This window comes from Bacillus cereus group sp. BfR-BA-01310 (assembly GCF_022664325.1).
Taxonomy (GTDB): Bacteria; Bacillota; Bacilli; order Bacillales; family Bacillaceae_G; genus Bacillus_A; species Bacillus_A paramycoides.
Map to the genome: position 1 here is coordinate 174485 of NZ_JAKUHD010000003.1, position 13561 is coordinate 188045.

A 13561-nucleotide genomic window follows, 5' to 3' on the forward strand; every position below is an offset into this window, starting at 1 on the left:
TTTTCGAAAGGAAATTTTTTTCGTGTATTTTTATGTATCACAACAGGGGAAAAGCAACTGCGCACGTATGAGTAGCAGTTGCTATATCTTTTTATAGAAAAACTTTTTGGTTGGAGGCTAAGGATGTTTACTGAGAAGAGGTTACCATTTGAAGTAGGAAAACAAGATAATTTTTATGATAAGTTGAATGAGTGGATTGGAGATGTGTTTTACGACATCCTTCCGGAAAAAGGCTTCGAAGAACGTGATGAGCAAATTTTTATGGCGTTTCAGTTAGAACGTGCTTTCCAAGAGAAGAAAGTTATGTTTGCAGAGGCGGGAGTAGGAACAGGGAAAACAATTGTATATCTTCTATATGCAATTTGTTACGCGCGTTATACTGGAAAACCGGCTATTATCGCTTGCGCAGATGAAACGTTAATTGAGCAGCTTGTGAAAGAAGAAGGAGACATTGCTAAGTTATCTGAAGCATTAGGACTATCTGTTGATGTTAGACTTGCGAAATCAATGGATAATTATTTATGTTTACGTAAACTTGAAGATGTTATGAGTGGACGAGCTCCAGAAGTAATTGAAGATGTATATTACGAATTACCTCAGTTCGTATTCGATCATGGTACGATGCAAAACTTTACTCACTATGGTGATCGAAAAGAATTTCCACTATTAAATGACGAGGAATGGTCAAAAGTAAACTGGGATTACTTCCAAGATTGCTTCACTTGTGATTCTCGTCATCGTTGTGGTCAAACACTTTCTCGTGAACATTATCGTAAAGCTGCAGATCTAATTATTTGTTCTCAAGACTTCTATATGGATCATATTTGGACGTATGATGCTCGTAAACGTGAAGGGCAAATTCCGTTATTACCTGAAAGTAGCTGTGTTGTATTCGATGAAGGACATCTTGTGGAGTATGCAGCGCAAAAAGCTTTAACATATCGTTTAAAGCAAACAATGATGGAACAACTTTTAACGAGATTGTTACAAAACGATATTCGTGAAGAGTTTGCACATTTAGTAGAAGAAACAATTTGGCAAACTGAACGATTCTTTGAGGTACTACAAGAGAATAAAAAGGAAATTGAAGGTTCTGATCGTTTAGAAATTACTGTAACGGAAAAGGTAACTGCTGAAGCGAATAGACTTTATGCAAAAATCGGTGAGGTTGGTGACGCATTAGTATTTGAAAGTGAAATGCATACAGTAAACACATACGATTTAAATATCGTTGATGAGCATTTAGATGTGTTAGAGCACTCACTACGTCTTTTCATGCACGAGAAAAATGTAATTACGTGGGGTGAAGAAGGTGACGGTGCCTTCACGTTAGTTATTATGCCGCGTGCAGTTGAAGAAGTGTTACAAGAAAAAGTATTCTCGAAGAAAATTCCGTATATTTTCTCTTCTGCGACATTATCGGACAACGATTCGTTTGCATTCACTGCAAATAGTCTAGGGGTAAAAGATTACTTATCATTCTCAGTTGCTTCGCCGTTTGATTATGAAGAGCAAATGACAGTAAACTTACTTCCGTGTGCGGAAGAAAATGAATGGGAAAGAAAGTGTCAATATACACTTGAAAATATACAAAAAACAAATGGACGTACACTCGTATTATTCCGTACAACGCAAGAACTTGCAGCGTTTAAAGAATATGTAAGTAAAGAGCAAATGTCAGTTCCGTTCCTATATGAAGGAGATCAAGAAATTAGTCAGCTCGTTTCTCGTTTCCAAAATGAAGAAGAGACGGTACTTTGTGCCGTTCATTTATGGGAAGGTTTAGACATTCCAGGTTCATCATTATCACATGTTATTATTTGGTCATTACCATTCCCTCCAAACGATCCTGTGTTTGAGGCGAAGCGTAAACATGTAAATGATCCATTCTGGGACGTAGATGTGCCTTATATGATTTTACGTCTTCGTCAAGGAATTGGACGTTTAATTCGTACAAGTGAAGATAAAGGTGCTATATCATTATTCTTATCAGAAAGTGAAGATGAAAAAGTGATAGAAGCAGTGAAGAAAGTGCTTCCGGTAGAAGGAAAAGTACTATAAGTGAAAAAATATTTGTTATAGGAAAAAGCTTGGCGCTTGCCAAGCTTTTTTTCTATTAGAAAAGGAATTTATGTTTTAATGTCGAAATAATTTTGAGGTAGAAAAAGGAGGTTTTTTATACTATGACAGTTGCTACACATGAAGTAGAAAAACAATTTTTAGCATATGTGAAGAAGATAGGGAATTATGGGGAAGCATTAAGTTTAATGTTTTGGGATTTAAGAACAGGTGCACCAAAGCAAGGTGTAGACCAGCGTTCAGAAGTAATTGGAATGCTTTCATCCGAAGTGTTTGTAATGTCAACTTCAGATGAGATGGGGAACTATTTAACTGAGCTAGAATCATTAATTGCTGAAAATAAACTTTCTGAAACGACAAAGAAAATGGTTGAAGAGTGTCGTAAAGAATATGATAGAAATAAGAAAATTCCACAAGCGGAATATGAAGAGTATGTGAAATTAGAAGCGAAAGCGGAAAGTGTATGGGAAGAAGCTCGCGAAAAATCTGACTTCGAAATGTTCCGTCCGTATTTAGAAAAAATTGTTGAATTCAAAAAGAAGTTTATTACATATTGGGGTTACGAAACGTATAAATATAATACACTATTAGACATGTATGAGCCAGGAATCACAGTAGAAGTATTAGATCATGTATTTGGTCAATTGCGTGAACGGATCGTTCCGCTTGTAAAAGAAATTTCTGAGTCTAAAAAAGAACTGAAAACAAATTCTTTATCCGAACATTTTTCAAAAGAGCAACAAAAGAACTTTACTTTAGAGTTATTGAAACAGTTGAATTATAACTTTGAAGCGGGTCGTCTTGATGAAACGGTACATCCTTTTGAAATTACATTAAATAGAGGCGATGTTCGTATTACGACTCGCTATGATGAGAAAGACTTCCGTATGGCTGTTTTCGGCACGATTCATGAATGTGGTCATGCTGTATATGAACAAAACATTGCAGAGGAATTAGAAGGTACACCGCTTTGCAGTGGAACATCTATGGGTATTCACGAATCACAATCGTTATTCTTTGAAAACTTTATCGGCCGTAATAAATCATTCTGGAAGAAAAATTATGATTTATTAAAACAATATAGCGATGGTCAATTTGATGATATATCAGTGGATGAGTTTTATGATGCGATTAACGAATCGAAGCCGTCATTCATTCGTATAGAAGCAGATGAGCTTACATATCCGCTTCACGTTATGGTTCGCTATGAGCTGGAGAAAGAATTATTTGATGGCACACTGCAAGTAAAGGAGTTACCAGCAGCATGGAATGATAAGATGGAAACGTATTTAGGAATTTGTCCGGAAAACGATGCGCAAGGTGTATTACAAGACGTTCACTGGGCTGGCGGCTCATTTGGCTATTTCCCATCTTATGCGCTTGGTTATATGTATGCAGCGCAATTTAAACAGAGGATGTTAAAAGATATTCCGAACTTTGATGCATTATTAGAAGATGGAAACGTGACACCAATTCGTGAATGGTTAACAGAAAACATTCACCAATATGGTAAAACGAAAAAGCCACTTGAAATTTTAGAAGATGTGACTGGTGAAGGGCTAAATGCAAACTACTTAGCTGATTATTTAGAAGCGAAGTATAAAGAGATTTATGAGTTGTAAAAAAAGAGCTGCTTAATTGCAGCTTTTTTTTTTGAAAGGGGAGTGTAGTGATGGGATATGTTTTTACAGTAATGACGCAAAAGGAAGCAGAAGAAATTGCACACAACTGGCATTATGAAGGGGAGTATTCTTTTTATAATATGGAGGCAGATCAAGAAGACTTAGCTGAGTTTTTAAATGGTGAGATGAGGGGAAATCATACATTTTCGGTGAAGGAAAACGATACCATAATTGGTTTCTTTAGTTTTTGTAAAATAAATAATCGAACGGTTGATATGGGACTTGGAATGAGACCTGATATAACTGGAAATGGATTGGGTTTAAAGTTCGTAAACGCTGGACTAGGTTTTAGTAAAGAAAAATACGGCTGCAATTATAGAACATTATCAGTAGCGACATTTAATGAAAGAGCAATTAAAGTATATAAAAGGGCAGGATTTGAAGCAGTTGGGACGTTTATTCAGAAAACAAATGGCAGTTGTTTTGAGTTTTTGAAAATGAACTATCTATGTGAAAATAATTAAAAGTAGAAATAAATGATGTTTGTTTTTATACTTGGTGTAATTTGAAGTTTTGAAATTTTGGAAGAGGGTGTGTATGATTGAACTTAAGTAGCAAATAGCAAGTTTAGCAAGGAGAGATAACATGATTACAATTAAAACGAAAAATGAAATAAATTTGATGCATGAATCTGGAAAATTACTTGCTTCATGTCATAGAGAAATTGCCAAAATGATGAAACCAGGTATAACTACAAAAGAAATTGATACGTTTGTTGAAATGTATTTAAGAGACCATGGTGCAATATCTGAACAGAAAGGTTACAACGGGTATCCATACGCGATATGTGCATCTGTAAACGATGAAATGTGTCACGGTTTTCCTAGTAATGTACCTTTACAGGAAGGAGATATTGTAACAATTGATATGGTAGTAAACTTAAATGGTGCACTCTCAGATTCTGCATGGACGTATGTAGTAGGGGATATTTCTGATGAAGCAAAAAGGTTATTGTTAGTAACTGAGAGTGCTTTGTATAAAGGGATTGATCAGGCGATAATCGGTAATCATGTAGGAGATATTGGCTATGCAATTGAAAGTTATGTAGCTTCTGAAGGTTTTTCTGTTGCAAGAGATTTTACGGGACATGGGATTGGTAAAGAGATTCATGAAGAACCAGCAATTTTTCATTTTGGGAAGCCAGGACAAGGACCAGAACTACAAGAAGGAATGGTAATTACAATTGAACCGATTGTAAATGTAGGTATGAGGTATTCTAAAGTAGATTTAAACGGATGGACTGCACGAACGATGGATGGGAAATTATCTGCTCAATATGAGCATACAATTGTAATTACAAAAGATGGGCCAGTCATCTTAACGACGCAGTAATAAGAAATGTAAGAGTTTACAAAACTCGAACGAAAATAGTGTTTTTATAAAATTCGTACGTGTTTTTTTGATAAATGCTTTTCAAAGTATAAAAAGTGCGTTATAATCCTTCTATAAAATAAATAGTTAGCTACACTCATATAATCGCGGGGATATGGCCTGCAAGTTTCTACCGAAGTACCGTAAATACTTCGACTATGAGTGAGGACGAATATATTTGCTTGTTTAGCATTCTTTTTTGCGAAACTCCAAAAGCACGTCTCTCACTTGTAACGAGTGGTGGCGGCTTTTGGAGTTTTTTTATTGCATAAGAGGGGGAATCAACATGAAAGTATTACAAGAAAAGATTTTGAACGAAGGAAAGGTTTTATCTGGAGATGTATTAAAGGTAGATGCATTTTTAAATCATCAAATTGATCCAGTACTTATGCAAGAAATCGGAAAAGAATTTGCTAAACGTTTTAAAGAAGATAACATTACAAAAATCGTGACGATTGAATCTTCTGGCATTGCACCAGCAGTTATGGCTGCTTTAGAGCTTGGTGTAAAAGTGATTTTTGCAAGAAAGCGTAAATCGTTAACGTTACAAGATAATATGTATGTTGCGAAAGTATACTCATTTACAAAACAAGAAACGAACGAAATTTCATTATCTCGAAATCATATCGATGAAAATGATCGCGTGTTAATCATTGATGACTTTTTAGCAAACGGTCAGGCTGCTTTAGGTTTGATGAGCTTAGTAGAGCAAGCCGGAGCAAGTATTGCAGGAATTGGTATTGTTATTGAAAAAGCATTTCAAGATGGAGGAAAGAAACTGCGTGAACAGGGCGTTCGTGTTGAATCACTAGCAGAAATTGCATCACTTGATAACGGCACAGTTACATTTGTACAGCAAGAAACTGCGGAGGTGAACTAACAATGAAGCAGCACCCATTTAAAATCGCATCGCTTGGTATTCAGCACATGCTTGCTATGTATGCTGGTGCAATTATCGTTCCGCTTATTGTGGGCGGCGGACTTGGTTTAAATCAAAAAGAGTTAACATATTTAGTCTCAATTGATTTATTAATGTGCGGCGTTGCGACAATTTTACAAGCCTTATCAAATCGCTTTTTCGGTATTGGACTTCCAGTTGTACTTGGTTGTACATTTACAGCGGTTGGACCGATGATTGCAATCGGGAAACAATACGGCGTATCTTCTATTTATGGAGCAATTATTGCTGCGGGGTTATTCGTTGTTATTTTTGCGAAATTATTTGGAAAGCTTGTAAAACTGTTTCCACCTGTTGTAACAGGATCTGTCGTTACCGTAATTGGAGTTACACTTGTTCCAGCAGCAATTAATGATATGGCTGGAGGAGTAGGAAGTAAGGATTTCGGTAGTCTTGAAAATTTAGCGTTAGCATTTGGGGTTTTATTATTTATCATCATTATGTATCGTTTCTTTGACGGATTTATCCGTTCAATCTCTATATTACTGGGTCTTTTGTTCGGTACAATCGTTGCAGCATTTATGGGGAAAGTAAGTTTGCAAGCGGTTGGAGAAGCGGATTGGTTCCACGGTATTCAGCCATTTTACTTCGGTACACCAACGTTTGAATTAACACCAATTATTACGATGATTCTTGTTGCTTGCGTAGGGATTGTGGAAGCAACAGGTGTATATTTTGCATTATCTGATATTTGCAATAAAAAGATTGGTGAAAAAGAATTAACAAAAGGTTATCGTGCAGAAGGATTAGCAATGATATTAGGCGGTATTTTCAACGCTTTTCCGTATACAACATACTCTCAAAACGTAGGTCTTGTTCAATTAACTGGAGTAAGAAATCGCGTTATTATTTATACTTGTGGTGGTATGTTAATCGCTCTTGGATTTATTCCTAAAATCGCAGCAATTACAACAATTATTCCGAAATCAGTACTTGGCGGTGCGATGTTAGCAATGTTCGGCATGGTAATGGCTTATGGCATTAAAATGTTAAGTAGTGTTGATTTTGGAAAACAAGAAAATTTATTAATTGTTGCATGTTCTGTCGGAATCGGGCTTGGTGTTACAGTTGTTCCAACGTTATTCTCACAGCTGCCTGAAAGCATTCGTATTTTAACAGATAACGGAATTGTACTTGGAAGTGCATCAGCAGTTCTGTTAAATATCGTGTTTAATATGGTACCGCAGCGTAAAATAAAAGTAAAAGAAGAGCCAGTCTCTATGCAAAGTGCAGTAAGAGAAGCATAAAAAAGCAAGGTCTCATTATGAGACCTTGCTTTTCTTTTTAAGTGGCATCATCTTTCCGTACGTACCCAAGCGCCATATATATTCAAGTGGCCCGTATTGGTAACGAGAAAGCCACCAATGGCTAACAAAGATTTGTAATGTGTAGAACCCGATGCAAAATAGTGGTCCAACCCATAATGGAGCAGGATAATAATTTTTCAAAATTAAGCCGAATACAATTAACGTAATAATTGTATGTGAAATATAGTTTGTTAATGCCATTCGTCCAACGTATTGGAACGGGCGTAATATCTTTTGCCATCTTTCTTTTTGTAACAAACGCATCAGTGTGAAAATGTAGAAGATAAATAATGTTTTTCCACTAAACATTGTAAAGGCTTGCATATAAAATGGTTCATAAGATGGTTTTGATAAGAAGTAACGGACCATGAAGAACCACATTGGTAATGTCAAAATGAACATAATGATTTGCCACTTTTTAAGTTTTGGATCTAACTCTTTTACACGGCGGAAAATATCTTTTTTGCCAGCGTATAAACCAAGTAAAAATAGCCCAACTGTTTCTGGGAGCATGAATACATTTAGTCCAATTCCTTCAGAATAAAATGCATGGAAACGATTTTGTATTTGTGACATCCAATCTTCAAGTGGCATGATCGGTAAGGAAAATCCTAACTCTGCCTTTGGTACTAAGGCAACCACTATACTAGCGATTAGCATGAAAAATTGAAAAATACTTAGTAAAACTAAAGCCCATATTAAAATAGTACGAGGCTCTCTCTTATAAAATAAGAATAAGAAAAATCCAGCGATGGCATAACTATGTAGGATGTCTCCGTCCCATAAAAGAACGTAATGCAAGAAACCAAATAGTAATAAAATGAGCAGGCGGCGAACAAATAAAGTTTTCGGACGATCTGTTTTCGCCTCAGCACGATTCATAAAGATATAGAAACCTAATCCAAATAAAAATGAAAAAATAGTATAAAACTTCGTTTGAATAAACATGTCATAAAATAAGCGAATATAGCTATCTAATCCCTCGTAAACGCCTGAAATGTCTCGAGAGTCAACACCAGCGATAACTGGCCAGTTAACAAGAAAAATACCAAGTACAGCTATGCCTCTAATAATATCGATGGAGTGTATCCTATCGCCTTGTGAAAGATTTTGTGTCATTATTTTCCTCCTTGATAAGTAATTCCCTTTTATTATACAAAATGTAAGATGACGGAGCTAGGGGAGATTTCCAATTTTTAAAACTGTTAAGATGTGTATTATGAGATATAATAAGAGTGCACAACAAGTTTTAAACTTCTTTAAAACAGGCAGTAAAGCTCCTTTTCCCGAAGGAGCTTTCTTTTTTAGAAAATTGTTGATAATGATTCTCTTTAATGATAAAATATATTCAAAAGTGATAATCATTATCAAAAAAGGTTGGTGTGTTAATATGGTATATGCACTTGTTGCAGGAACGGTTGCTATATATGTTGGTGTTACAAAGTATGTATTAAATGGAGTAGGAACAACAAAATGAACGATATGACATAAAATCCCTTTCATTTTTAAAAAGAATGAAAGGGATTTTTTATTTTTGATGAGAATATGCTGAAAATTTAGTATGATAATAAAGTGAAACTTTAATCAGTGAGGAGGTTCATCTCCTGCTGATTAATATCCCACATCAATTGGGCTTTTACTGCCCGTAAATAGTGGGATAAAGTATATACATCTTGGATAAAGGGGAACAAGGGGATGACAAACATAGTACAGACAAACGGTATGAAAAAACTTGTTTGTTTTTATGAAGAGTGGCAAAAACACGGCGATACGGAAAATAGTTTGAAATTGTTTGAGGTGATTCAAAAATATAAACAAGAACAGCTTATGATAGCTTTCTGTGGTCATTTTTCTGCGGGGAAATCGACAATGATGAATCACCTATATAAAGTGCAATTATTACCGACAAGCCCGATTCCAACGAGTGCTAACGTCGTTAAAATTGAAAGAGGATCTGATCGCGTTGTTGTAACGATTAAGTCTGGGGAACAGTATGAATATGACGGTGCATATTCAGCAGAAGAATTAAAACAAATTTGTAAAGATGGTGATGAAGTAATTGGTGTTCATATTTATCGAAATGATGCGCCAATTCCTGATGGGGTTATGTTAGTTGATACACCAGGAATTGATTCTACGGATGATGCCCACCAATTAGCAACAGAATCAACTTTGCATCTTGCAGACGTTATTTTTTACATGATGGATTATAATCATGTCCAATCAGAAGTGAACTTACAGTTTGTTAAAGAATTGAAACAACGTAATAAAACGGTTTATCTCGTTGTAAACCAAATAGATAAACATAAAGAAAATGAACTATCGTTTGAAGATTATAGAGATAGTGTAAAACAATCCTTTTCTAACTGGGATATTGAAGTAGATGGTATTTTTTATACATCATTGCGAATGATGAATCATCCATACAATGAGATTCAAAGTTTAGAGACATTAATCTCTTCTATTATGAAAGAAAAAGAGCAGTATGTAAGAAAGGGAATGGAGCGAGAAACAGAACATTTACTGCAAGAACATTGCTCGTTCATTCTTTCTGGAAATGAAAAACATCTCATGAAATATGAAGAAGAGTTAACATCACCACTGTCACTTTCAGAGATAGTTGAAAAAAGGGAAGAGTTAACTGAAAATAAACATCGCGCGGCTAGTAAAGAATCTGATGTGAGAAATGAATTTATAAAAGGTTTACAAGCTATATTAGATAACGCGTATTTAATGCCATTTGAAATGAGAGAGCTGGCGAATGAGTATTTAGAAACGAAATTAACGAAGTTTAAAGTTGGTTTGTTATTTACGAAAGGAAAGACGGAGCAAGAAAAACAGAGACGTGTAGATGCTTTTTATTCTGCTCTTCAAAAGACTGTTGAAACGCAACTTGATTTTCATGTGAAAGAATTTATTGTAGCCTTCTTAAAAGAAGAAGGGTTATTTACAGAGGAAATCGGGAAAGACATATATGCTTTAGAAATTGCTTTCGGACCAGAAGTGTTGGCTGAAACAATTAAACAAGGGGCTGGATTTACAGGCGATTACTTACTTCTTTATACTGCTGATGTTGCAAATGAGTTGAAGAAAAGATACTTTATGAAATCTCAGCAAATTTTTGAAAAAAGTACGGGTGCACTGCAGAAGAAAGTGAAGATAGAGATTGCTCGTATTGAAGAAGAAATTGAAAAATACACGATGTTACAAACGGCGAAAGAAACGAAATTACAATACATTCAGACGTATGAGAAATATGAGGGCTATTTACAAGATGTTTGGTATGAACGTGTTTCTACACCAGATGGATTGCGAATAGACGAAATATTACAAAGTGAAAAACAAATCGTTAGTGAGAAGTTTACTCTACAAGAGCAAGAAAGCATAAATGATAACATAACGGCTAGGGAGGAAGAGATTAAAGGAACGGCAACATTAAATATCCAGCGCATACTAGAAAAAATGAAGAAGGCTGAAACAATATTAGATCCATTGCCTACACTTAAACATTTACAGCAAGAAGTAGTTAGTAAAAGACAGCGCGTGGAAACGAAGCAATTTACAGTAGCGTTATTTGGAGCTTTTAGTGCAGGGAAATCATCATTTGCCAATGCATTACTTGGTGAAAAGGTACTTCCTGTATCACCAAATCCAACGACAGCAACAATTAATCAAATTTTGCCGGTTACAAAAGAAAAGCCGCATGGAACGGTAATTGTTCAGTTTAAGTCCGAGCAAGCGCTATTAGAAGATATGAAAGCTGTTTATAAAATGTTTCATTATGAAATTGCTACGCTAGAAGAAGCGTTAATACAAATTGATAAAATTATGAAATACCCTTCACCAAGCGGGAAGCAAAAAACAACATTTAGCTTTTTACGAGCGGTACAAAAAGGATATGAGGCAGTTGCTACTCATTTAGGGGAACAAGTACAAGTCACGTTAGAAGAGTTCTCTGATTATGTAGCTAATGAAGAAAAATCATGTTTTGTTGAGTATATGGAGCTTTATTACGATTGTGCTTTAACAAGGCAAGGAGTAGCTCTTGTAGATACACCAGGAGCTGATTCTATTAACGCCCGCCATACGGATGTTGCATTCCAGTATATTAAAAATGCGGATGCTATTTTATTTGTAACATACTATAATCATGTTTTCTCTCGTGCAGATCGTGAGTTTTTAATCCAGCTTGGTCGTGTAAAGGATACGTTTGCACTTGATAAAATGTTCTTCCTAATTAATGCAGCCGATTTAGCACAATCTGAAGAAGAACTTGAAATGGTAAAAGGTTATATTGCGGATCAGCTTTTACAATACGGTATTAGAAATCCACGTTTATTTGCAATTTCAAGTTTATGTGCGCTTGAAGAAAAACAAGGGAAAAGTATTGAAAAAGAAAAGTATGGTATTTTACAAAACTCTGGGATTGCTAAGTTTGAAGAATCATTTACGTCCTTTATGATGAGGGATTTAATGCTTGTATCTGTGCATGCATTATACGGGGCATTACAAGGCGCAAATCAGCTTCTTGTAAACATGATAGATGGCGCGAAGCAGGGAAATGATGAGAAGGAGAAGCAAACAAAAAAATATGAAGCAGAGCGTGATCAGCTACTTCATATTATTTCATCATATAGTGTACTTGCTGAAGAACAAGCAATGCAAAATGAAGTGAAAGAATTGCTTTATTACGTGCAACAGCGACTATTCCTGCGCTATAACGATGTGTTTACTGAATTTATTAATCCAGCATCGCTTCGAACGGATGGAAATGTAAAAGCGCAGTTGCAACAGTGTGTAATGGAATTAGTTTCATTTATTCAACATGATTTATTACAGGAAATGCGTGCGACATCATTACGTCTTGAAAAATGGATAGATGAAGCGATGAAGCGTGCAAAAGATGAAATTGTTTTGAACTGCAAAGTAGAAAATGAATCGATTTCTATGAATGGAACAGTGGATTATGAATATAAGGTTATTACGCATAAAGAGCCGTTTCCTTCAATAGAAATAAAAGATTTTAAAAAGGCACTAGCGCATTTTAAAAATGAGAAAAGCTTTTTTGAAAAAAATGATAAAGCTTTTATGCAAGAAGATGCTAAAGGAGTGCTAGAACCTTTCGTATCAAACTATGTAACTGATGAAGAAGGTTTATTCGTTCATCATTATAAGCAAGAGTGGGATGAAAAATGGAGCTTATTCCAAAAAGTGATGCAGCAAGATATTGAGAATTATTATGAGAGTATATTATTCGCTTTAGCTGAAACAATTGATGTAACACTATATGAACAAAGTAAAGAGCAACTACAAAAGCAGTTAGTAGAAATTGAAAAAGAAATTTATATTATATAGTCGTTATGAAAAAAAGATCCGCTCAATTTTCTTTTGTAGTACAGTATCTAAAGATTTTACGAACCCTGCAAACTCATCAGTAGAAATCATATGTGTAAGAACTAATCGTCTGCCGTCTGGTGTTTCACCGCATAAGACGAATGAAGAAAACTCATATGTTTTGTTTTCTACTACTAATTTTGGATAGGAATATGTGTCGCTCTTCTTTTTCTTTCCGTCAATGGAGATGACGTTGCATTTTTTCTCATTGTTGTCCATGGTGAATCCCTCCTTTCTATTACTTATGGTAGACAAGGAGGGATTAGAACAATAGAGAAAGGAGAAATTTTATGTCTTTTGTAATAGAGCGTATTTCGAAAGAAGCTATACCGAAATCTTTATTGCTTCTTGCTGATCCAAGTGAACGCCAAATTGATGCATATGTACAAAGAGGACTTATTTATGTAGCGAAACAAGAGGAAAGAGTTATCGGTGTCTATGTGCTTTTGGAAACAAGACCAAAGACGATGGAAATTATGAATATTGCGATTGTAGAACATATGCAAGGAAAAGGTATCGGTAAGAAGTTGTTGTTACATGCAATAGAAACTGCTAAAGAATATAATATGTACAAGCTTGAAGTTGGTACAGGTAATTCTAGCGTTTCACAACTAGCATTATATCAAAAATGTGGATTTCGGATTTTTTCTATTGATTTTGATTACTTTTCGAAGCATTATGAAGAAGAGATTATTGAAAATGGAATTGTATGTCGCGATATGATTCGGCTTGCAATGGAATTAAACAAATAAGTATATATTATCTAGGGG

Annotated in this window: 11 protein-coding genes and 1 riboswitch; of the genes, 9 read left to right on the forward strand and 2 right to left on the reverse strand. The window is 35.3% G+C overall.

The genetic code is table 11. The annotated features are described in order from the left end of the window. The first annotated feature begins 123 nt into the window (after window positions 1–123). From MR109_RS08960 to pbuX, 6 genes are all read left to right on the forward strand, one after another. Window positions 124–2061: an ATP-dependent DNA helicase gene (locus tag MR109_RS08960; RefSeq protein WP_242271799.1), complete on the forward strand. Its 1938-nt coding sequence runs from the start codon at window positions 124–126 to the stop codon at window positions 2059–2061. A 122-nt stretch (window positions 2062–2183) separates the two neighbouring features. Next, entirely contained in the window at window positions 2184–3701 is a 1518-nt protein-coding gene (gene ypwA, locus MR109_RS08965; RefSeq protein ID WP_048373232.1) for a carboxypeptidase, read from the forward strand. 50 nt (window positions 3702–3751) lie between these two features. Beyond that, window positions 3752–4225 carry a GNAT family N-acetyltransferase gene (locus MR109_RS08970; protein ID WP_242271800.1) on the forward strand — a complete coding sequence of 158 codons (474 nt, stop codon included), beginning with the start codon at window positions 3752–3754 and terminating at the stop codon, window positions 4223–4225. A gap of 121 nt (window positions 4226–4346) precedes the next feature. Continuing rightward, the gene (locus tag MR109_RS08975; protein WP_242271802.1) at window positions 4347–5093 is read left to right on the forward strand and encodes a type I methionyl aminopeptidase; all 747 of its coding nucleotides are present in this window, start codon (window positions 4347–4349) and stop codon (window positions 5091–5093) included. A gap of 116 nt (window positions 5094–5209) precedes the next feature. Next, window positions 5210–5311, forward strand: a riboswitch (purine riboswitch). A 107-nt stretch (window positions 5312–5418) separates the two neighbouring features. Beyond that, window positions 5419–6012, forward strand: coding sequence for a xanthine phosphoribosyltransferase (locus MR109_RS08980; protein ID WP_002171210.1), 594 nt, complete (start codon window positions 5419–5421; stop codon window positions 6010–6012). Window positions 6013–6014: 2 nt separating this feature from the next. Next, on the forward strand, window positions 6015–7337 hold the full coding sequence (gene pbuX, locus MR109_RS08985) for a xanthine permease PbuX (protein ID WP_242271803.1): 1323 nt from the start codon (window positions 6015–6017) through the stop codon (window positions 7335–7337). Between the two features lie 15 nt (window positions 7338–7352). Here the strand turns inward: pbuX and MR109_RS08990 are convergent, their stop codons facing one another. Further along, window positions 7353–8516, reverse strand: coding sequence for a DUF418 domain-containing protein (locus tag MR109_RS08990; protein WP_242271804.1), 1164 nt, complete (start codon window positions 8514–8516; stop codon window positions 7353–7355). Window positions 8517–8616: 100 nt separating this feature from the next. Here MR109_RS08990 and MR109_RS08995 point away from each other — a divergent pair, with 100 nt between their 5' ends. Both MR109_RS08995 and MR109_RS09000 read left to right on the forward strand, forming a co-directional pair. After that, window positions 8617–8874: a hypothetical protein gene (locus tag MR109_RS08995; RefSeq protein WP_176547734.1), complete on the forward strand. Its 258-nt coding sequence runs from the start codon at window positions 8617–8619 to the stop codon at window positions 8872–8874. 218 nt (window positions 8875–9092) lie between these two features. Continuing rightward, window positions 9093–12752, forward strand: a complete 3660-nt coding sequence (locus tag MR109_RS09000) for a dynamin family protein (RefSeq protein ID WP_242271805.1) — start codon at window positions 9093–9095, stop codon at window positions 12750–12752. Between the two features lie 3 nt (window positions 12753–12755). Here MR109_RS09000 and MR109_RS09005 read toward each other — a convergent pair whose 3' ends face one another. Next, window positions 12756–13010 carry a DUF3931 domain-containing protein gene (locus MR109_RS09005; protein WP_000369740.1) on the reverse strand — a complete coding sequence of 85 codons (255 nt, stop codon included), beginning with the start codon at window positions 13008–13010 and terminating at the stop codon, window positions 12756–12758. A gap of 71 nt (window positions 13011–13081) precedes the next feature. On the opposite strand from MR109_RS09005, the gene MR109_RS09010 reads away from it, so the two are divergent. Then, complete coding sequence (locus MR109_RS09010) at window positions 13082–13543, forward strand: GNAT family N-acetyltransferase (protein ID WP_242271806.1); 462 nt, start codon at window positions 13082–13084, stop codon at window positions 13541–13543. Window positions 13544–13561 lie beyond the last annotated feature (18 nt).

Bases quoted from the DNA above. Each gene is read 5' to 3' on its own strand.
- MR109_RS08960 (WP_242271799.1), top strand. From the start codon at position 124: ATGTTTACTGAGAAGAGGTTACCATTTGAAGTAGGAAAACAAGATAAT.
- ypwA (WP_048373232.1), top strand. From the start codon at position 2,184: ATGACAGTTGCTACACATGAAGTAGAAAAACAATTTTTAGCATATGTG.
- MR109_RS08970 (WP_242271800.1), top strand. From the start codon at position 3,752: ATGGGATATGTTTTTACAGTAATGACGCAAAAGGAAGCAGAAGAAATT.
- MR109_RS08975 (WP_242271802.1), top strand. From the start codon at position 4,347: ATGATTACAATTAAAACGAAAAATGAAATAAATTTGATGCATGAATCT.
- MR109_RS08980 (WP_002171210.1), top strand. From the start codon at position 5,419: ATGAAAGTATTACAAGAAAAGATTTTGAACGAAGGAAAGGTTTTATCT.
- pbuX (WP_242271803.1), top strand. From the start codon at position 6,015: ATGAAGCAGCACCCATTTAAAATCGCATCGCTTGGTATTCAGCACATG.
- MR109_RS08990 (WP_242271804.1), bottom strand. From the start codon at position 8,516: ATGACACAAAATCTTTCACAAGGCGATAGGATACACTCCATCGATATT.
- MR109_RS08995 (WP_176547734.1), top strand. From the start codon at position 8,617: ATGAGATATAATAAGAGTGCACAACAAGTTTTAAACTTCTTTAAAACA.
- MR109_RS09000 (WP_242271805.1), top strand. From the start codon at position 9,093: ATGACAAACATAGTACAGACAAACGGTATGAAAAAACTTGTTTGTTTT.
- MR109_RS09005 (WP_000369740.1), bottom strand. From the start codon at position 13,010: ATGGACAACAATGAGAAAAAATGCAACGTCATCTCCATTGACGGAAAG.
- MR109_RS09010 (WP_242271806.1), top strand. From the start codon at position 13,082: ATGTCTTTTGTAATAGAGCGTATTTCGAAAGAAGCTATACCGAAATCT.